Origin of the sequence: Corynebacterium sp. H113, assembly GCF_037572315.1 — a bacterium.
Lineage (GTDB): Bacteria > Actinomycetota > Actinomycetes > Mycobacteriales > Mycobacteriaceae > Corynebacterium.
Window position 1 is genome coordinate 111,689 of record NZ_JBBHKZ010000001.1, and the last position, 18,990, is coordinate 130,678.

Below are 18,990 nucleotides of genomic sequence, written 5' to 3' on the forward strand. Positions count from 1 at the left end.
GCATACGAGTATTACGACTGCCTAGCTTGTTCGATTTCATTCCGATATCTGCCCGCAAGAAGCTCTATCAAGAGGTGTCGCTTTAGAAGGGCATGAAGGATATTAAAGATTATCCCCACCAGCGCAAACCCATCCCGCGTGCCACACTGGTTTCATGGCACAAACTGATCGCAATGCCTCCGCCACGAGTGGCTCAGTCGTGGGTGGCTCTGCTGGAAGCTCCACACCCACCGGCACCGCCTCGACAACACGCGCGACACAACTCTCACCCCAAACCGACAAACGCACCGTCTTCGCGTGGGGCCTCTGGGACTGGGGCTCCGCAGCCTTCAATGCGGTGCTGGTCACGTTCATTTTCTCGGTGTACCTCACAGACTCCGTCGGCAAGAACATCGACTCAGCCATCCTGCCGTCGAGTTGGTACGGCTACGCAATGGGTGCCGCCGGCATCGGCATCGCGCTGATCGCACCTGTCGTCGGCCAACGCACGGATGCACGTGGCACGCGCAAACGCAGCGTCATTATGTGGACGTTGATCACTGTTGCGCTGATGGTGTCGCTGTTTGGGATACGTAACGACGGCGCCATCTACTTCTGGGTCGGCATCACCATCATGGCCGTGGCGAGCCTGACGTTTGAGTTCGCGGAGGTCAGTTATTTCGCGATGCTCCGCCAAGTCTCCTCGCCTGACAATGTCGGTCGCGTGTCCGGTTTTGGCTGGTCAATGGGCTATTTCGGTGGCATTATCCTGCTGCTGCTGTGCTACTTCGGTTTCGTCGCTGGCGACGGTGGCCTGCTCAACCTCAACACCGACGGTGGTTTTAACCTGCGACTCGTCGCGGTATTCGCGGCCGTGTGGTTCATTGTCTCGTCGATTCCGTTGTTCTTCCGTATCCGCGAGATCGAAGCGAATCCAGCGCTGCAGTCGAGTGGCATCGTCGATTCGTATAGGCAGCTCTTCGGCTCCATTGCGGAGTTGTGGCGCACCGACCGAAGCGCAGTGTTCTTCCTCATCGCGTCAGCGATCTTCCGCGACGGTCTCGCCGGCGTGTTCACATTCGGCGCGTTGCTCGCAGTGATGGATTACGGAATCTCAGCGTCGGATGTCATTCTGTTCGGCGTTGCTGCGAATGTAGTCAGCGCTCTCGGTGCGCTTGGCAGCGGCTTCCTTGACGACGCCTTCGGCCCGAAACCAGTCATCCTCGGCTCACTCATCCTGATGATTCTCGACGCTGCGATTCTGTACTTCGTAGACGGACCAACGAATTTCTGGATCTTCGGCCTGATCCTGTGCCTGTTTGTTGGGCCAGCTCAGTCGGCATCGCGAACGTTCCTCACTCGCATTTCTCCGGAGGGTCGCGAAGGCCAAATGTTTGGCCTGTACGCGACGACCGGCAGGGCAGTGAGCTGGATGGCGCCGATTGCGTTTAGTACGTTCGTTGCCATTATCGGGACGAATCGAGCGGGCATCTGGGGCATCATATTGGTGTTGGCTGTGGGCGCAGCAGTGTTGCTGTTTGTCCGCTCGCCGGAACTGGCGAAGAAGCCAACCGCCCGCTAGTTACACCGAATCAGTAGCCTTCTGCCACTGGTTGATGCCCTTATCTACCGCCCACTTATCAATCTCAGCGAGCTCGTCATCGTCGAATTCGAGATTCGACAGCGCACCTAGATTGTCGTCCAACTGCGCCACCGAGCTTGCGCCGATCAGGGCAGATGTCACTTCCGGACGACGCAGCACCCAGGCAATCGCCATTTGTGCCAGCGATTGACCTCGATACGCAGCAATTCGGTTGAGTGCGCGAATTGCTTGGAGGGTGTCGTCGTTAAGGAAATTCGCGCGCATCTTGTGCGTGCCCAGGCGGGAATCGGCAGGAATGCCGTCCAGGTAGCGGTTGGTGAGCAAGCCCTGCGCCAGCGCGGAGAACGCGATGACGCCGAGGCCGTTATCGTGGCAGGTCTCCAGAAGGGAGTCCTCAACCCAGCGGTTGAACATGGAATAGCTTGGCTGATGAATTGCCAGCGGCGTACCCAGCTCCCGCGCAATGTCTTGCGCCTGGGCGGTCAGCGCAGGCGAGTACGAGCTGATGCCAACGTACAGGGCGCGACCGGAGCGGACGATGTGGTCGAGGGCGGTGATGGTCTCCTCGATAGGCGTTTCAGGGTCTGGTCGGTGGTGGTAGAAGATGTCCACGTAGTCCAGTCCCATCCTCTTCAGCGACGCATCGCAGCTGGCCACCAGGTATTTCCGCGAACCGCCGAAACCGTACGGGCCGTCCTGCATGTTCCAGCCGGCCTTTGTGCTGATGATCATCTCGTCACGGTACGCACGGAAATCCTTCTCCATGACGCGGCCAAAGTTCTCTTCAGCAAAACCTGGGGGAGGGCCGTAGTTGTTGGCCAAGTCAAAGTGCGTGATGCCACGGTCGAAAGCCGCGCGCAGAATCTCGCGTTGCGTGCCAAAGGCCCGGTCATCGCCGAAGTTGTGCCACAGCCCGAGCGTGATAGCTGGGAGCTTCAGTCCCGTATGGCCGGATCGGTTGTATGGCATAGCCGGGGAGAACACTTTGCCATCGGTGCTGTCCGCGTAGCGAGAGTCGCTGGCTTGGTAAACATCTGGAAAGCGTGCCGAAGTACTCATGTTTCCGACTGTAACCCTGCTTGGGCGTGTGCGAAAGGGGCACTTTTCGACGACCGCCTAACAGGCAATACCCATTGCCGGTGGAGTCGACCGGTGAAGCGGGAGGTCACGCTGCAGGCGCTAAAAACTAAGCAAAAAATTACAATTACGTAGGAACTGTAAACGAGCTTCAGCCGACTACTATTCCATGACATCAATCACTTCTGAACCGGGTGGTCCAGGGTCACATACTGACTCTGCTCAGCCTTCGCAGCGAGCCTCTGACTCAGACGCTCAGTTGGGAACGCAGACCACAACCGGCGCACGACAGGGTGGCCCACGCGCTTTCTTGCACAGGCTCCACGTCGTAGCAGGAATCTTCATTGCTCCATTTCTCATCGTCGCGGCAATCACTGGCCTTGCATACGCTGTCGCACCTACCTTGGAAAAGGTGGTCTATCACGACGAACTCACGGCGACATCGCATGCGCCTGTGCAGTCCGTCGAAAAGCAGATCGAAGCAGCTCAAGCCGTACATCCAGATCTGAGCGTGCTGCAGGTACAACTATCGGAGGACCCAGAGCGGACGACGCGAGTGGCATTTGCGGATGACACGTTGAAGTCGGAGAGTTACCGCCATGCGGTGTTTGTGGATCCCGGTGATCTGAGCATCAAGGGCGACCTGGTCGAATACGGTTCGTCGGGTGCGCTGCCGCTGCGGTCCTGGTTGTCGGAGGGGCATCGCCGCTTGTGGATGGGCGATCCTGGCCGCATCTACTCAGAACTGGCTGCATCGTGGATGGGCGCGTTGGCGCTCGGCGGGCTGTGGCTATGGTGGGATCGCAGTCGCCGCCGCAAACAGCGAGAATCGGCGAAGCCGGCTTCGCCTCGTATGAAGCAGATGGCCAAGCATGCGACGCTCGGTACGTGGTTGACCGTTGGCCTCCTATTCCTGACGGCGACCGGTCTGACCTGGTCGATGGTTGCGGGCGAGAACATCTCAACATTGCGAGAGCAGATGAGCTGGACCGCTCCGAAAGCAAACACTGAGCTTGCCGACGCCACCACCAGCGCAGCACCGCTCAGTCAAGCGGATTTGGTCGCAGAGGTAGCACGCGCCCAGGGTCTTGACGGCCCAATGAACGTGTATCTCCCCGAGGAGCCGGGTGCTGCGTGGCTGGTGAAGGAAGCTCGCACTGAATGGCGCACGGACATGAATGCGGTAACTGTCGATGGTGCCACCGGCAGAGTCGTTGATTACGTGCCGTTTTCCGATTGGTCTCTTCCTGCGAAGCTTGCCGAATGGGGCATCAACGCTCATATGGGCATTCTCTTCGGCATCGTGAATCAGTTGGTGCTGGTTGTGCTGGCAGTCGGCATCATTCTCATTGCAATCCGCGGCTATGTCATGTGGTTTCTGCGTGGCAAGCGAGATCCGCTCAAGCCAGGTCGCCTACCTGGGCCTACGCGCTGGCGCGATGTGAAGCCAACCGTGCTGATTGTCCTGTTCGTCGCGATTGCTGCGTATGCCGTTGTTGCACCACTGTTTGGCATTTCGCTTGTTGTCTTTGTCGTGGTGGATCTACTCATTCGAGCAGTGAAATCGCGTCAGGCCACGTCGCAGCAGGCCACTAGCTAAGCCCCTCCTGTCCATCTTCCACCTTGCGCTCAACGTCTGTTGAGCGCATACTTGTATCATGACCCCTTCAACAAGTGTTGAACCGCTTCACGACGGCATCGTCGCCACAGGTCTGACTGTGGCGAGGGGGAGTCGTCGGAAAGCGAAGGAAGTCCTCCACCAACTAGATTTCACTATCGCGCCGGGCAAGATCACGGGTCTCATCGGCCCATCCGGTTGCGGCAAGACCACGTTGATGCGCACGATCGTCGGCGTTCAGGAGTTTGCGGGCGAGCTAACCGTCCTTGGCGAAACTGCGGGGAGCGCGAATCTTCGCGGACGAATCGGATACGTAACGCAGGCGCCCGCGGTGTACACGGATCTGACTGTGCGCCAGAATCTGGAGTACTTTTCGGCGCTGATGGGTGCTGACCGTAAGGGCGCCGATCGCACAGGCGCCACGCGCAGTGCCACAACGACTCACGCTGAACTGCTCGACAAAGCCGGATTGGCTGACCTTGCGGATCGTCGCATCGATGACCTCTCCGGCGGTCAGAAGGGCAGGGCCTCCCTGGTGTGCGCTCTCGTCGGCGACCCCGAACTGCTTGTCCTGGATGAACCAACGGTCGGCCTCGACCCAGTTACGCGCCTCGACCTTTGGGACTACTTCCGCGAACTCGCCGCGGAGGGACGCACTCTGGTGGTGTCCAGCCACGTGATGGATGAAGCTGCCCGTTGCGATGAAGTCCTCCTCATGCGCCGTGGCAACCTGCTGGCGCAGACCACTCCGCAGTCACTGTTAGAGCACGCGGGCACCGACTCTCTCGATGATGCTTTCCTTACGCTTATCCGTCGTCAAGAACAGCAGGAGCAGCACGAACGCTACGTTCAGCAGGAGCAACGATGAACCTGTCGCTTTCCCTCCACACCGCGAAGCGCGTATTTCTGCAGTTGCGCTCGGATCGTCGCACGATGGCGCTGATCCTTGGCGTGCCGACAATGCTCCTTGTCCTTCTCTATTTCGTCTATGACAACAATCCGCAGCTATTCAATCGCGTCGCCGTGATGATGCTGGGGGTGCTGCCATTAATGCTGATGTTCATCATCACGTCAGTGACCATGCAGCGCGAACGCGCCGGCGGCACACTGGAACGACTGTGGACTACCCGACTACACCGAGCGGACCTGCTCACTGGCTACGCCATCGCTTTCGGGTTCATGGCCGTGCTGCAGTCGGTGGTGCTAGTGCTCGTCATGGATCTATTCCTCGGCGTCGAGACCGCCTCCACGTCGTGGATCTTTCTGCTCCTGGCGGCCGTGACTGGCGTGACCGGTGTGGCGCTCGGGCTGCTCGGCTCGGCCTTCGCCCGCACCGAATTTCAAGCAGTCCAGCTCATGCCGGTGGTGATCGGCCCACAAATCTTCCTGTGCGGACTGCTCGCCCCACGCGAACAATTGCCAGATGTACTGCGGTGGTTCTCGAATGTTCTACCGTTGTCATATGCCGTTGATGCTGCCAATGGCTTTTCATTGGAGGGAATCACGTCGAGTTCGCTTGGCGACGTCGCGATCGTCGCCATCTTCGCCCTAGCGTTCCTCGCCGTTGCTTCCGCTACTATGCCCAGGACAACTCGATGACTACTTCACCCGAATCTCTGCCAGGCAAGGACTCCCTGCCAGGTCGTGAGCGCATTCTTGACGCTGCGCGAAAGCTCTTCGCCGAGCGTGGCTTCGACAAGACGACGATGCGAGCAATCGCCGAAGCCGCCAACGTGGATGTTGCGTTGATTCCTCATCACTTCGGCAATAAGCGTGGCATCTATATGGTCGCAACGCGCATGCCAATCAACCCGGCTGTGGTTGCGCACGAGGTCAATCAGGTGCCACTCGACCAGTTGGGTACAGCAATTGTGGGACGTCTCGTGGAGCTGTGGCGAACGCCGGCGGGCATGAGCACGCTGGCAAGCTTCCGCTCGATGTTCGATGAAGGCCCGAATGACTTCTTTAAGGTCATCGACGCGGTGGTCTGGAAGCCGGTACGTACAAGGCTTCGCGACGCCGGATACGACGATGCCGACGAACGCGTGGATCTTGCAATTTCTGCGATCGTCGGCTTGGCGCTTGGCCGTGAAATTCTGAAGTTCCCGACGTTGTCGACGATGGCTGCGGACGACGTCGTAAAGCGCGTTGGGCCGGTTGTGCAGGGGTATCTGACTGCCTAGTGCACGCCTAATGCACTGCCTTTGCTGCGGCGCGGGCAACTGGAACCATAGAGACAACACAGACGACGGCACCGAACAGCAGACAGGTAATCATGCCCACGATTGGTGCCACCAGTGACAGCACGAACGGCACGAAGAAGCCGATGTAGGTCAGGGCGTAGAACACGCCAATGAGCGCCCCGAGGTCGTCCTTGCCCGCGAGAATTTCGACTTCGCTGAGGCCGGCGACCATCATGACACCGTACGACGCACCCAGTAGCATCGCTGTGACAAACGCGAGCGGAATCCACTGCAGATAGACGGTGGCGGCACCGCTCAACATGCCAAGGCACGCAGCACTAAGTCCCAATACCGACAGCGGCATCCACTGTGGTGTGGTGCGTTCCAGGAACTTCGCTGCGGCTGGTTGAATTGCCACGCCCGTGCCAAGTGCAACAACCGCGATGGCACCGATGAAAACGATGGGTCGGGACACCTCGACCTGCGTCGGCATGGTGGCAAACGCTACCGACACGGTGCCGAATACCCATGGCGCCCATGCTGCAACGGCCCACAGGAACCTTGAGGTAAACGCCACGCGAGGGACGAGACGGCGCTTCACGACGGCTCCGTCGTCACGCACCACTTCACGAGGTTGCGTTTCCGGAGTCCGCCACATCCATGGCAGAACTAAAGCGACGAGGGTGAGGTGAACGACGTAGGGCAGGACGTGCTCCCACGGGAGGAATTCGGCTACGAGGCCTGCGATGAATGGGCCACCACCGAAGCCGGCGGATACGGAGATGGTGGCGCGTCGAGGTCCCGCGACAGGGCGATGAACGGACAGCTGTTTGATCCACGCCGCACCGGACGCCATGGCCATGCCAACGGCGAAGCCAGCGACGAAGCGGCCGAAGAAGAGAATCATCTCAGATCCGGTGACGCCCATCATGAGGATGAGCGACCCGAGCGCCGACATGAGAATCGCTGGTCGCAGAATCGCGCGACGCCCATAGCGATCCGACAGCGGACCGCACACTAAAAGAGCTGGTACAAGGCCTGCAGCGTACACGCCGTACATGAGAGTGACCGAGGAGTTACTCATGTTGTCGTACTGGCGATAGACCTGGAGCATAGGAGCGAAGAGGTTGGCACCGAACCCGATCACGAACATCGTGAACCCGACGCGGAGCCAGGTGTGGGGGCCGATGTGCCCGGCGCGCTCGTCAATTTCTGTGTTAGCCGTCACAAAAGGCGAGTCTAGCTAGTTACTTGCCATTAATTAACGGTTTTAGTGGAAAGGCTTCCACCGTTAATTCGCACCTTCGCTGCGCAGATAGGTAATGACTGCTGCTACACGACGATCCGTGTGCGGGTCCAACGGCAATTTAGAGAAGATGCCGCCAACATGCTTCCGAACTGTCGCTTCAGAGACGAACAGCTTTTCCGCGATCGCGCCGTTGGTCAGTCCTTCAGCCATAAGTGCGAGGACTTCCTTTTCGCGTTCGGTGAGTTCGGCCAGCGGACCATGCGACGCTCCGAGCAGTGCGCGCACGACTTCCGGGTCAATGACCGTCTGGCCACTGGCGACTTGCGCCACCGCATCCAGGAAGTGCTGCACGTGCGCGACGCGATCTTTCAGCAAGTAGCCCAAGTGAGTGCCGTCGTGAGCCACAAGGTCATCCAGGTACGCCACGGATACGTATTGGCTGAGGACGATGATCGGCAGACCTGGGTGCGACTTGCGAATCGTCGCAGCCGCGCGCAGCCCTTCGTCGGTGTTCGTCGGCGGCATGCGCACGTCGGTGATGACCAGGTCTGGGTTGGTGGCTTTCACTGCGTCGACAAGCGCGACCCCATCGGCGACTGCTGCCACAACGTCGTGGCCGCCATGAGTCAGCACAGCTTCGACTCCGGCACGCAGCAGCGGCGAATCCTCCGCTAGTACGATGCGTAGACCGTTACCAGAGTGGGGATTCGCCGCTGGGGTTGTCATTGTTCAGTTCCTTCTACTGCACGAGCGGGCATACCAGCGTCAGAGTCGTTGGTCCGCCTGCTGGTGACGTCACCTCCACTGTGCCATCGATAGCTGCTGCGCGCTGCTTCAATCCTTCGATTCCGTGGCCGGTCAACTCGGTTGCGCCGCCGTTGCCGTTATCGGTGATCGTGAGGGTGAAGATGCCGTTGTTCAGCTCGCCGGTTACTTCAGCCTGCGTGGCACCGGAATGCTTGACGACGTTCGACAGAGCCTCACTCGTCACAAAGAACGCGGTCTCTTCGACGTGCTTGCCAAGCCGAGTGGCGGGGATATTGACCTTCACTGGGATGGGTGAGTTCGCGGTGATGTCGGCGACCGCTGCAGCGAGGCCACGCTCCGATAGCGCCTGGGGCTGAATATTGCGGATCACATTGCGCAGGTTGACCAGAATCTCGTCGATTTCCTTTTGCGTCGTGTTCGCTAATTCCGTCGTTTCATCGTTCTCGGCGGTCGCTTCTGCCAGGCCCAGCTGCATGGAGAGGGCGACGAGGCGGTGCTGGGTGCCGTCGTGAAGTGCGCGTTCGATGCGGGTGCGTTCGGCGGTGGCGGCGTCGAGAAGCCCCGAGCGAGTGTGCGCGAGACGTTGCACCTCGGTCGTGAGCTGAGCTTCGGTGGGCTGGAGGAGGGTATCTGCTAGTTCACCGAGTGCGTATGCCCACAGACCTGCGATATACAGGCCAATTGGGATGGACACTGCGAATAGTATCCAACTGAGCGGTGCATCCATCTGCCACAGGATGGTGCCATCTTCGTTGGGAATGCCAGCTGTGAAGAGCAGCTGCAGTGCCGGAATGCCGAACACAAAGACTGGCGATAGTGGACCGAGGATGAACAACACCAATGCGATGTGCAGGTATTGGCGTAGCGACGGCGGTGTGCCCGTATCGATCATCTTCTGCAGATGCACATCGAGGCGGTCAGCAGCTGGAGGGTTGATGAGGCGTAATCGGCGAATGTCCCAACGCAGCACCATTGGCCACAGCTCCTGACGAATGGTCTTGGAGATGCTGAGCAGCAACAACACGATGATCACCGTGCTGTTGATGACCATGGACACCAAGGTGCCGATCAGGGTGTAGAAAATGCCGACCCATGGCCACTTCGAGAACAGATACGTCGGGGAGGCAAGTGCTTCGCCGATGTTCGCGGGCTTGTTGTGGTTGCGGGTTGGGCTGGCTGGGGTGGTTGGGTTGGGTGCGGTTGCGGCTGGGCTGGTTGGCGTGGTCATGTCTGACACCACTTTCAAGGACGGAATGCCGGTGGGTTTCGTTTGCGAGGGAGGCTGCTGGTTTTGCCGGTTGCCGGCTGCCTATCTCTCACTAACTTCATTCCACCTTGTGCCACCTGCGAATACAGTGGCTGTTAAGACCGATTCTAGGTAGCGTGCGCGCTACCGTGGTGGTGGTTGTGAAGGTGTGGGTGCGCAGGAGTGGGGAGTCATCGTTGTTACGGGAAGCAAGGTCTCGACTTTTGGATGGCCTCATCATCTTCATGGTCGGCGTTTTCTGTTGGGTTGTCATTGGTCAGTTCGTTGGTCAGTACGAGTTGAACCAGGGGGATCGCGTTTACGTCGGCTTGGGCACGAAGGAGGGTGATTGCGTGGTGGGCTACGTCGATAAGCAGAAGCAACGAGCGTACACTGCGAAGCACTGTGGAAAAGACGGCGAATGGGTGTATTTGCCGAGGTCATTGAAGTATGTGGGGAAGCTTCGGCACGCGGGCGCGCCGGGCCAAGACCTTGCGTATATCGATTTGTTCGTGAAGCCGGGGGAGAATTCCATTGTTGGTGGAGCTCCGATTCCACTTCACGACGTCGCGATCGGCGATGAAATGTGCCTGTATCGCGAGAGCGCCGGGTCGGCTGCGTGTGGAAGTGTCGAGGCTTTCGTGAATGCGCGACCGGTGGTTCGGGGCATAGACGTGGCACCGACTGATGATGGTGGGCCGATGTGGATCACTGGCAAGGGATTCTTAGGAGTGCTGTCGAAGTGCTATCGGCTCGTCGATGATGTGGCCCCGGGCGCGGAGGCTGGATCCTATTTGGGCGTCGAGCCGTTGGATTCGGCAGTGGCGCAGAAATGGCTGGACAACTCAGTGAATGGGGCAGTCGAGGTGCAGGGGTCTAATCCGAGTAGGTGGTAGGTGGGTGAGCGTAGGGTTTGAGGCGGTTAGTGAGGTGATTCGAGATCAGTTCTCATTTCCCCTGATAGGCTTCCACCGGCTGCATATCCGCAGGAACCGCGGCTGGGGATCAGTTCTCATTTCCCCTGATAGGCTTCCGGTACGTCCGCAAGTCGGAGAGTGTCAGCTGGGGATCAGTTCTCATTTCCCCTGATAGGCTTCTGGTAGGAATTTGCCAGGCACTTCCAGCGCTGGGGATCAGTTCTCATTTCCCCTGATAGGCTTCGCAAAACCACCCTCAACAGGATCACCAAGCTGGGGATCAGTTCTCATTTCCCCTGATAGGCTTCGAACAGCTTGGACTAATTTACCCTCATGGCTGGGGATCAGTTCTCATTTCCCCTGATAGGCTTCCCGACCACTGCGAGTCGTCCAGCAGCAGGCTGGGGATCAGTTCTCATTTCCCCTGATAGGCTTCCAAGCGTCGATATGGCGATTGAAACGCAGCTGGGGATCAGTTCTCATTTCCCCTGATAGGCTTCATGAACGCCTGGAGGAATGGCACGAGGCGCTGGGGATCAGTTCTCATTTCCCCTGATAGGCTTCGCCTCCACGCGGTCGGCAAGTTCGAGCAGCTGGGGATCAGTTCTCATTTCCCCTGATAGGCTTCGGCTCCGAAACACCCGCAATGACGTCACGCTGGGGATCAGTTCTCATTTCCCCTGATAGGCTTCGATGGCCATGCGCAGGTTCCGTCGTCGTGCTGGGGATCAGTTCTCATTTCCCCTGATAGGCTTCAGGGAGTCAATCGGGACATACTCATACAGCTGGGGATCAGTTCTCATTTCCCCTGATAGGCTTCGCCCTGGTACAGCGCCGACCAGGTACGCGCTGGGGATCAGTTCTCATTTCCCCTGATAGGCTTCTTTGTGAAGTTGACCAAGGCCGCTCCGGGCTGGGGATCAGTTCTCATTTCCCCTGATAGGCTTCTAAGACCGTATCCAAGCTGACTACCTACGCTGGGGATCAGTTCTCATTTCCCCTGATAGGCTTCCTATGAATGAGCGGTGGGATGTGTCGATGCTGGGGATCAGTTCTCATTTCCCCTGATAGGCTTCGCGCCGACACCAGCACCTCACCCGGTTCGCTGGGGATCAGTTCTCATTTCCCCTGATAGGCTTCTTCGCCAGCTCCAAGTTCTTCTCTGCCCGCTGGGGATCAGTTCTCATTTCCCCTGATAGGCTTCAATGTAGATGGTTGCCTCGGTGTTGTCGGCTGGGGATCAGTTCTCATTTCCCCTGATAGGCTTCAACCCACGTGCCACCGAACACCAGATCAGCTGGGGATCAGTTCTCATTTCCCCTGATAGGCTTCCAGTCAACAACGACCGGCGCTTCTCCAAGCTGGGGATCAGTTCTCATTTCCCCTGATAGGCTTCTGGTCACCAACCACACCACACGGAACACGCTGGGGATCAGTTCTCATTTCCCCTGATAGGCTTCGCAGGCACCAAGCTGTACCCGTGGGTGTGCTGGGGATCAGTTCTCATTTCCCCTGATAGGCTTCGTGTTCGACATCATCGTGAACACGGTCAGCTGGGGATCAGTTCTCATTTCCCCTGATAGGCTTCACCGGACGCGCCGATAATGGACAGAAGAGCTGGGGATCAGTTCTCATTTCCCCTGATAGGCTTCGATAACGTAACCGTAGGCACGGATGGAAGCTGGGGATCAGTTCTCATTTCCCCTGATAGGCTTCTTTCACGCTCGCACCGCACGAGCCACCAGCTGGGGATCAGTTCTCATTTCCCCTGATAGGCTTCATACTGACGGACACGACATCGCCAGGCAGCTGGGGATCAGTTCTCATTTCCCCTGATAGGCTTCCCTCTTTAGTGCGGGTGCTGATTAGACCGCTGGGGATCAGTTCTCATTTCCCCTGATAGGCTTCGTTTTACGAGGTACGCCATCATGAGTTTGCTGGGGATCAGTTCTCATTTCCCCTGATAGGCTTCCGCCACCGCACAGAAGGCGTACCAAGAAGCTGGGGATCAGTTCTCATTTCCCCTGATAGGCTTCTTGTCATCGTTTCCGGTGACTGCTGACGGCTGGGGATCAGTTCTCATTTCCCCTGATAGGCTTCCGATGCGTTCTTGACGGTAATCTCGTCGGCTGGGGATCAGTTCTCATTTCCCCTGATAGGCTTCTGATGTGTTGTGTGGTGTGCATGGTGTGGCTGGGGATCAGTTCTCATTTCCCCTGATAGGCTTCCGCTTGATTCACTCACGTTGGAAGATGAGCTGGGGATCAGTTCTCATTTCCCCTGATAGGCTTCTGGATAACTGCAACGATGAGTTGACAACGCTGGGGATCAGTTCTCATTTCCCCTGATAGGCTTCAAAGAACCCCACGCCGTGCCTCCAACATGCTGGGGATCAGTTCTCATTTCCCCTGATAGGCTTCCCGTAGGAGGATGCCCGGCTCCCACACCGCTGGGGATCAGTTCTCATTTCCCCTGATAGGCTTCTGTGCGCTAATGCCGAATGGATTGCCGGGCTGGGGATCAGTTCTCATTTCCCCTGATAGGCTTCTGATACGCCGAGAAATCGGCGTTGACGAGGCCTTTTCCCTTTTTCTTGATTAGAAAATTTCGAGTTGCTCCGGCGGTTCTTCCTCCAATTGTGGTGTGCCGTTCGCAAATCGAAAGGCGCTAGACCACTGTTTATCCGTGACCGGAATGATTCGAACTTCGCCGCCTCGAGGAAGTTTAGCTTTGATGTCGCGAGCCGTTTTCGCGAGGTTTACCCCCAAAGGTAGGTATTCAACGTAAACACTGTATTGAACGCGACTGAACCCTGCATCTAACAAGTAGTGACGAAAACGGGTTGCCTCGCGACGTTCCGAAGCCGTCTTGACGGGTAGATCGAACATGACTACACACCACATTGCGTCTTCAGCTTTCATCGGTGTTCAACCTTGGCCCGGACCACGCGGGAACTATAAGGCGTGATGTCTCGCCCTCAACGTAAATTCCGTAAGCCTTGGACAGCTCTGAAAGCACTGTGGATGTTGAATAGCCGTCGTTTGTGTACTGCAGTTTTAGACATTCGACGAGAGCCTTGCGAATTTTCGGGTCACGCATGTCTGCGTCTACTGAAAACTGCGTCACAACCCAGTCGACAACTGGCCGGAATGGTTCGATGAGATCATCCACTAAGTTGAAAGCGTTACTTCGTGAACGATGGAATACGCCAATAGCAGGCCATAGCCCAGCTTCAGCAACTGCCCGTATTCCGTGTCCTCTCAGGATCGTATAGCCGTAATTCAGAGCTGAGTTTAGAAAGTCGTCGGAGTCTTGGTTGCGTTGGAATTCCAGTGTCCCAAACAGTTTGGACCAGTAGTATCTCGCTGCCTGGGCCTCCATGTTTGTGGGGTCACCTGAGCGAACCTCGCGACTCATTGCTTTGAGGTCTTCTGCTGCTGAATTGAGGCTCAAGGAGTTTAGCGTCTGCGCTTGTCCGAGAATCTTCGCTCGAATCAGAGCCTGCCATGCGCTCTTCCGCCTGGGTAGAGAACAGCTCGCTTGAGACATTTGGCGAGCACCGACACGAGTATGTGCTGACCAACTGTGCAAGCTGGAAACTGGCACATATTTCCAGTCTGTGATCATCAATGGGATACCAAGCTCACCGAGTTTGAGCAATAGCCCACTGCTAATTGACACGTGAGTGGCAGCAATGACGAGTGCGATCTCACGAAGGTTTACTTCTTTTGTCTTGCCACTCGGGTACTCAGCGTGAACGTGGCCTCGGACGTACCGGAGTTTTCCTTCGAACTCCGTGAAATCAAGCACTCGCCAACTCATAGTTAGACCTTGACTGAGGTAGGCAGGCCTTCTGCCGAAGCAAGACGAGCACGACCATGCGCATCTCTTCTGACAATGGTGACGGTGCCAAGTGAAAAGACCCTATTGACAGTAGGACGCCAACCTGGAGCATCAATGATTTTCCTACAATCCGGATTGGAATCATCCATAAGTCCTTCAGCAGAAAACTGGTTTGGCTTTAGACGCAACCTACTGTCAGTGTAAAATCCACGAACCCTCCACGACCTAACATCGCCAAACTCACTCAAGAAAGTACTGGCTTGACCTGTGGCCACCTTTCTTGCATCGAAATGAAGCTCGTCGCCGACCACAAACCAGGTGATGTACTCCGCACTCCCGTCTCTGAATGCGGTTCGAAGCTTCTTCTCGCATTGGCGCACGCTTATCGATTGAGGAGGCAACTCTACATCAAATAGGTCCTCGTTACGGAACTTAGCTAGGTCAGCGGTGTAAACACGCATCATTGCATAGGAAATCTTCTTGCCATTAGTGATGCGGTACAACCGCGCGTGATGGAATGCTCCGCCGAGTTCACAATAGCCTCCACGAACCGAAATTGCTCCCGCCTTGCAGCCGAACACCTGAATAGAATCCTCGCTATTCAATCGGCGACCATTGACTTTGATAGACCGATTCGGATTCTCGGGAAGTCCTTCTTTCCAATCGAAATCAGGCTCTCGTGTGAGTGCGCACCACAACGCTGGTGTGGCGGCGCGGTCTACGATCTCTACAGGGATTGCATCGCCGAGACGTAGATTTGTCAGCGGATGAACCGTTTCTTCATGAACCAAACTGTTTCCAAGGCGCAAACGCAGATTCTCTGTCACAGGGATTCGGTCCTCGTCAAGAGCCTCTTGAAGAAGAGGAACTAGAGCTGACATCTTCTTTATCCATGTGTTGAAAACTGCCTTTACTTCGACAGACCTTCCTGCGTATTCCTTCCACGGTCCATAGAGAGGGTCAGGACGACCAACCATGTGTTCTTGACTGCGGAGACTGTCTCTTTCAGCGAGTGCTTGAGCGACATAGTCTTGCATCAGGGCGACGACTGAAGCGTCAATCGCATGATGTCGCCTGTCTAACCGGTTCTTGCCAGCACGACCACCATGCATTCTGAGTGAGTTCTCGATGCCTGAAGCCTTGCGTGCGGCCGCAGTGATGGAGCCTCTGAAAACTCGGATCTTTGGTGTAGCCGGATTGTCGGTGTCGGAGTTAGCCACAGTTGAGAAATAGCCAGTGATCCGATGACGTAGCTCGTTGGCCATCCAAGCGACTGATTCTTTGCTGCGAGCGTCGATTTCTTCATCCTCGGAAATTCGCTTCAGGCGTAAAATCACTTGGTCTTGGAAATTCTTCATATCTCGAGCGGACAATCCTGGGTCGGTCGGCCATTGGCGAACACGCTCGACCGCCTTTTCCAAGCTCACTCCAGAACGATTGGTACGAGATGCCCAAACCGCAAACGGAGTCTTTCCCTTCTCCAAATTGCACGAGTGGCAAGTGGCCAGCAGATTAACTCGCGCATTAGTAGCACCGACTCCAGCACGAGGGACGATATGGTCCAGTTCAGCAGACTTGAAGTCAATCGTTGTTCCGCAATAAGCGCACTGGCCATTCTGCCGTTGGATTGCTTGGAATCGAAGTACTTCACTACGACGTGGACGTCCGCCGATCCCTAGTTTGGTCGACATCTCTTGGATGTTGTCCCGGTTTCGCTTAAATCGGCGTGCTTGATCTCGCTCTATTTGGCGAGCCAGGTATTCACTCTTGAAGCCATCACGCATGTGTTCGATGTTGATTGACTCAGGTGTGCCCCAACGACTCTCAGCGAGTAGCAGCCAGCGGTTAACGGCCTTGAGCACCCTATCTACGGCAGGGTTTCCAGTCGGTTCTGCAATCGGAGGAGCAGCAGGTTTCCAATTATCATCGATGTCGAAAATTGCTTTTCGCGCGGAGTGTAAATCCGCTTCGTTATTCAGTATGTGGTCACGGAGTTTGGACAGCGTCCGTTCTGAATAGGCGGATCGGCCATCTGGCAGTCGAATGCCTTCAATCTTCTCTAAATCTTCAGCGCTGAGATTTCGGATCAGCGTAGAAGCTGCGATGGTTTCAGGTGCATCGTCATCAGGAATATCGACGTTGGAGAATTGACGAATCAAGGCTATCCGCAGGCCCGCACTCGAGTTCTTCCAGAATTCGCGGATCGGCTTGATACTGCAGTGGCGGAATGCGCGATCCGTTTCGTTAATAGGAGGCGTAGAGGTGACACGCTCTCCATCGTCGTTGGTGGAGGCAGTACCTCGAAGTGCGCCTCGATCCATTCCGAGCGCCTGTGCGACATCTTCCCACGTTGGTGGAGTTTTCTCGTACCACGTAGAAAGGAATTTGAAGGCCTTCTGTCGCTCTTCGACAGTCATTGGACGCTGCGCCCCGTGTGATCCCGGAGAAGTATCTTTAATGCGAATATTCGCTAGCAAACTAATGATGCGATATTCCTGGAATGGAATTGTGGCACGCCAGGCACGGTACTGAGTAGGATCCAGTTCGTCATGTCCTACGAATTCCTTTGCTGAGCCCTTCGGACTTTTAGCCGCAAACACAGCAGAGATCAGTTCATTGACAAATGTGGTGTCAAGCTGCTGCACACTTGCGATTCGTAGAATCTCATTCGCGAAATCCTGCTGATGCATTCGCTCTGACAACAAGCCATCCTCGCCACGAAGCTTCAATGCTTGATCGGGGAGCTCAACGACAAGCTGTGCAAGAGTTGAATCAGCACTAATCGGTTGTCCAGTGAGCTCTCGAGCTCTCTCCTGAATTGCGACGAAGCCAGAAGATGGCTCTCGGAGTACCCGTAGCTTTTCTGCCGGGACGTAAGGGTTCCTCCAACCTCGATGCCTTGCAATGTGCCGGACCGCGATAGAAAGCTGCTTTTTGGCTTCGTTGCCGTCTTCGATCTTTGCCGTGGCTAGTTGAGCACGAGCATGCCAACCAGCCCTGTCTGGTTCTTTCTCAAGATCGACTATTGGGTAGCCATGGTCAATCAAAAAGGAATCGAGTGCTTCCAAGCGCTTCTTGCGGGCCTTGTACATTCGCCGTGTACGGCGTGCTACACCGGCTACAAGCTTTCGTGTCTTCGCTTCCTTCTGGCTGTGCGGATCCAAGCCTGCATCGTGAATTAGCGACATGCAGTTGAGGAGCTGTTTTGGAAAGCCACTGTCATCCAGTTCGATCGCAGAGAATCCGACCGAATGCAAACCGACATCAATGCCAACGCAGTAGCGCATTGCTAGACCACCTTCTAAGGAGGGCAAAAAAATTAGGACCCCGCAGGGTCCTAAAGAGCAATCACTACCGCTAACAAGGCGGAAGCTTACTGAGGATCAGTTCTCAGTACTTGATGCTAGTACAGAACCCTAGTGAGTTCAACTTCTTGCATGAACAAAAGTTTCCCTCGATTGTAAACAGATTTGCGGACTAATGAGTTTCGCATAAGAAAGCACGTTCGATTAAGTGGAGGGAGCCCAATGCTTGCGAGTTTGTGAAACTCCTTTTGCGGATGAAATGTAGCTGCTACATTTCTAACTAGAAGTAATGATCTGAACGAGGCCAGGGCCACCTAAGGGAGCTATCGCATGCAGTTCATCCTCACCGTTTTCGGTCGACGCGACATCAACCCCTACGACACTGACGAAGACATGCATGCCGCGTTTGCGCGGGTCGGTCAGTTCAACCAGATGTTGCAGGATGAAGGCCACTGGGTTGTTGCTGGCGGAATGGCATCACCGGACGATGCGAAGACTATCGGCCCAGATGGCTGGATTGTCGACGGACCGTACCTCAACGCCGATACCTTCCCAAGCGGGTTTTGGATCATCGAAGCTAAAGATGAAGATGAAGCCATCGATCTCACCCGCCAAGCTGCTGCAGCCTGCGCCAACCATGTCGAACTCCGTGCTGTAGCAGGCTAGTTACTCACACGCGACACCGTCGCCGTCATTATCAAGAGCCGGGTGATATCCCGGCTCTCCCTCTGTCAGCGGAGCCTTTCCCGCCTCGCGCACCTCATCGCAGTTGGCATACATTTCTCCGTCAGGCGTGATCCGCCCAGCCGCGACGTCGGCAGGTGCAGGAACCAACGCAACCCCAGCAGCAGCCAAAGCGATGCACACGGGTGCAACAACCACCCAGCGACGATTAACTGGCTCGACCTCAGTGTCGTGATCCAGCCCCTCTAGAATCAGCCGATCCTGCACTGGATCGAGCAACTGGCGATACGCAGCCTGATCCTCGCGCATCTTCGCCATCATCTTCTGGTTGTACGCATCCTTCTTCTCGCAATGCCGCCACCACAGCGCTGGTGCTGCGCATGCGACCGCCACCAGCAAGTACGCCAGAAATACCTGCCACGTGCCAATGTTGAACACCGCGGTAAACAAGCACAACGACGCGAAGACAATGCCAGCCCAGTACAAGAATTTCTTCATAGCCCTAACGCTAGACGACG

15 protein-coding genes and 1 CRISPR repeat array are annotated in these 18,990 nt (G+C 56.4%); of the genes, 7 read left to right on the plus strand and 8 right to left on the minus strand.

The genetic code is table 11. The annotated features are described in order from the left end of the window. The first annotated feature begins 154 nt into the window (after positions 1-154). Positions 155-1,561, plus strand: a complete 1,407-nt coding sequence (locus tag WG938_RS00515) for an MFS transporter (protein WP_339976478.1) — start codon at positions 155-157, stop codon at positions 1,559-1,561. Here WG938_RS00515 and mgrA read toward each other — a convergent pair whose 3' ends face one another. Beyond that, entirely contained in the window at positions 1,562-2,641 is a 1,080-nt protein-coding gene (gene mgrA, locus WG938_RS00520; protein WP_339976480.1) for an L-glyceraldehyde 3-phosphate reductase, read from the minus strand. It lies immediately after the preceding gene. 187 nt (positions 2,642-2,828) lie between these two features. Here mgrA and WG938_RS00525 point away from each other — a divergent pair, with 187 nt between their 5' ends. Genes WG938_RS00525 through WG938_RS00540 form a run of 4 tightly spaced genes read left to right on the plus strand, consistent with a single transcriptional unit; the run spans position 2,829 to position 6,460 of the window. Beyond that, positions 2,829-4,259, plus strand: a complete 1,431-nt coding sequence (locus WG938_RS00525) for a PepSY-associated TM helix domain-containing protein (protein WP_339976482.1) — start codon at positions 2,829-2,831, stop codon at positions 4,257-4,259. Between the two features lie 58 nt (positions 4,260-4,317). Next, positions 4,318-5,145, plus strand: coding sequence for an ABC transporter ATP-binding protein (locus tag WG938_RS00530; protein WP_339976484.1), 828 nt, complete (start codon positions 4,318-4,320; stop codon positions 5,143-5,145). Beyond that, positions 5,142-5,876, plus strand: coding sequence for an ABC transporter permease (locus tag WG938_RS00535; RefSeq protein WP_339976486.1), 735 nt, complete (start codon positions 5,142-5,144; stop codon positions 5,874-5,876). Before WG938_RS00530 ends, WG938_RS00535 begins: the two co-directional genes overlap by 4 nt. Beyond that, a complete protein-coding gene (locus WG938_RS00540) occupies positions 5,873-6,460 on the plus strand; it encodes a TetR/AcrR family transcriptional regulator (RefSeq protein WP_339976488.1) in 588 nt (195 codons plus the stop codon). The genes WG938_RS00535 and WG938_RS00540 overlap by 4 nt, the downstream gene beginning before the upstream one ends. A 7-nt stretch (positions 6,461-6,467) precedes the next feature. Here WG938_RS00540 and WG938_RS00545 read toward each other — a convergent pair whose 3' ends face one another. The 3 genes from WG938_RS00545 to WG938_RS00555 form a co-directional block, all read right to left on the minus strand. Then, on the minus strand, positions 6,468-7,688 hold the full coding sequence (locus WG938_RS00545) for an MFS transporter (protein WP_339976490.1): 1,221 nt from the start codon (positions 7,686-7,688) through the stop codon (positions 6,468-6,470). 63 nt (positions 7,689-7,751) lie between these two features. Further along, positions 7,752-8,435, minus strand: a complete 684-nt coding sequence (locus WG938_RS00550) for a response regulator transcription factor (protein ID WP_339976492.1) — start codon at positions 8,433-8,435, stop codon at positions 7,752-7,754. Between the two features lie 13 nt (positions 8,436-8,448). Next, complete coding sequence (locus tag WG938_RS00555) at positions 8,449-9,705, minus strand: sensor histidine kinase (RefSeq protein ID WP_339976494.1); 1,257 nt, start codon at positions 9,703-9,705, stop codon at positions 8,449-8,451. 155 nt (positions 9,706-9,860) lie between these two features. Between WG938_RS00555 and WG938_RS00560 the strand changes: the two genes are divergently transcribed. After that, positions 9,861-10,619, plus strand: a complete 759-nt coding sequence (locus tag WG938_RS00560; protein ID WP_339976496.1) for a hypothetical protein — start codon at positions 9,861-9,863, stop codon at positions 10,617-10,619. A 37-nt stretch (positions 10,620-10,656) separates the two neighbouring features. Further along, positions 10,657-13,188: a CRISPR direct-repeat array (repeat unit 36 nt; unit sequence GCTGGGGATCAGTTCTCATTTCCCCTGATAGGCTTC). 49 nt (positions 13,189-13,237) lie between these two features. On the opposite strand, the gene cas2 is transcribed toward WG938_RS00560, so the two are convergent. Genes cas2 through cas9 form a run of 3 tightly spaced genes read right to left on the minus strand, consistent with a single transcriptional unit; the run spans position 13,238 to position 17,770 of the window. Continuing rightward, positions 13,238-13,561, minus strand: coding sequence for a CRISPR-associated endonuclease Cas2 (cas2, locus tag WG938_RS00565; protein ID WP_339976498.1), 324 nt, complete (start codon positions 13,559-13,561; stop codon positions 13,238-13,240). Further along, the gene (gene cas1 / locus WG938_RS00570; RefSeq protein ID WP_339976500.1) at positions 13,551-14,462 is read right to left on the minus strand and encodes a type II CRISPR-associated endonuclease Cas1; all 912 of its coding nucleotides are present in this window, start codon (positions 14,460-14,462) and stop codon (positions 13,551-13,553) included. The genes cas2 and cas1 overlap by 11 nt, the downstream gene beginning before the upstream one ends. 2 nt (positions 14,463-14,464) lie before the next feature. Next, positions 14,465-17,770 carry a type II CRISPR RNA-guided endonuclease Cas9 gene (cas9, locus tag WG938_RS00575; protein WP_339976502.1) on the minus strand — a complete coding sequence of 1,102 codons (3,306 nt, stop codon included), beginning with the start codon at positions 17,768-17,770 and terminating at the stop codon, positions 14,465-14,467. Positions 17,771-18,118: 348 nt separating this feature from the next. Here cas9 and WG938_RS00580 point away from each other — a divergent pair, with 348 nt between their 5' ends. Next, entirely contained in the window at positions 18,119-18,454 is a 336-nt protein-coding gene (locus tag WG938_RS00580) for a YciI family protein (RefSeq protein ID WP_339976504.1), read from the plus strand. Here the strand turns inward: WG938_RS00580 and WG938_RS00585 are convergent, their stop codons facing one another. Further along, on the minus strand, positions 18,455-18,970 hold the full coding sequence (locus WG938_RS00585; protein WP_339976506.1) for an excalibur calcium-binding domain-containing protein: 516 nt from the start codon (positions 18,968-18,970) through the stop codon (positions 18,455-18,457). Positions 18,971-18,990: the final 20 nt, after the last annotated feature.

Bases quoted from the DNA above. Each gene is read 5' to 3' on its own strand.
- cas1 (WP_339976500.1), bottom strand. From the start codon at position 14,462: ATGAGTTGGCGAGTGCTTGATTTCACGGAGTTCGAAGGAAAACTCCGG.
- WG938_RS00585 (WP_339976506.1), bottom strand. From the start codon at position 18,970: ATGAAGAAATTCTTGTACTGGGCTGGCATTGTCTTCGCGTCGTTGTGC.
- WG938_RS00535 (WP_339976486.1), top strand. From the start codon at position 5,142: ATGAACCTGTCGCTTTCCCTCCACACCGCGAAGCGCGTATTTCTGCAG.
- cas9 (WP_339976502.1), bottom strand. From the start codon at position 17,770: ATGCGCTACTGCGTTGGCATTGATGTCGGTTTGCATTCGGTCGGATTC.
- WG938_RS00530 (WP_339976484.1), top strand. From the start codon at position 4,318: ATGACCCCTTCAACAAGTGTTGAACCGCTTCACGACGGCATCGTCGCC.
- WG938_RS00525 (WP_339976482.1), top strand. From the start codon at position 2,829: ATGACATCAATCACTTCTGAACCGGGTGGTCCAGGGTCACATACTGAC.
- mgrA (WP_339976480.1), bottom strand. From the start codon at position 2,641: ATGAGTACTTCGGCACGCTTTCCAGATGTTTACCAAGCCAGCGACTCT.
- WG938_RS00515 (WP_339976478.1), top strand. From the start codon at position 155: ATGGCACAAACTGATCGCAATGCCTCCGCCACGAGTGGCTCAGTCGTG.
- cas2 (WP_339976498.1), bottom strand. From the start codon at position 13,561: ATGAAAGCTGAAGACGCAATGTGGTGTGTAGTCATGTTCGATCTACCC.
- WG938_RS00555 (WP_339976494.1), bottom strand. From the start codon at position 9,705: ATGACCACGCCAACCAGCCCAGCCGCAACCGCACCCAACCCAACCACC.
- WG938_RS00540 (WP_339976488.1), top strand. From the start codon at position 5,873: ATGACTACTTCACCCGAATCTCTGCCAGGCAAGGACTCCCTGCCAGGT.
- WG938_RS00580 (WP_339976504.1), top strand. From the start codon at position 18,119: ATGCAGTTCATCCTCACCGTTTTCGGTCGACGCGACATCAACCCCTAC.
- WG938_RS00550 (WP_339976492.1), bottom strand. From the start codon at position 8,435: ATGACAACCCCAGCGGCGAATCCCCACTCTGGTAACGGTCTACGCATC.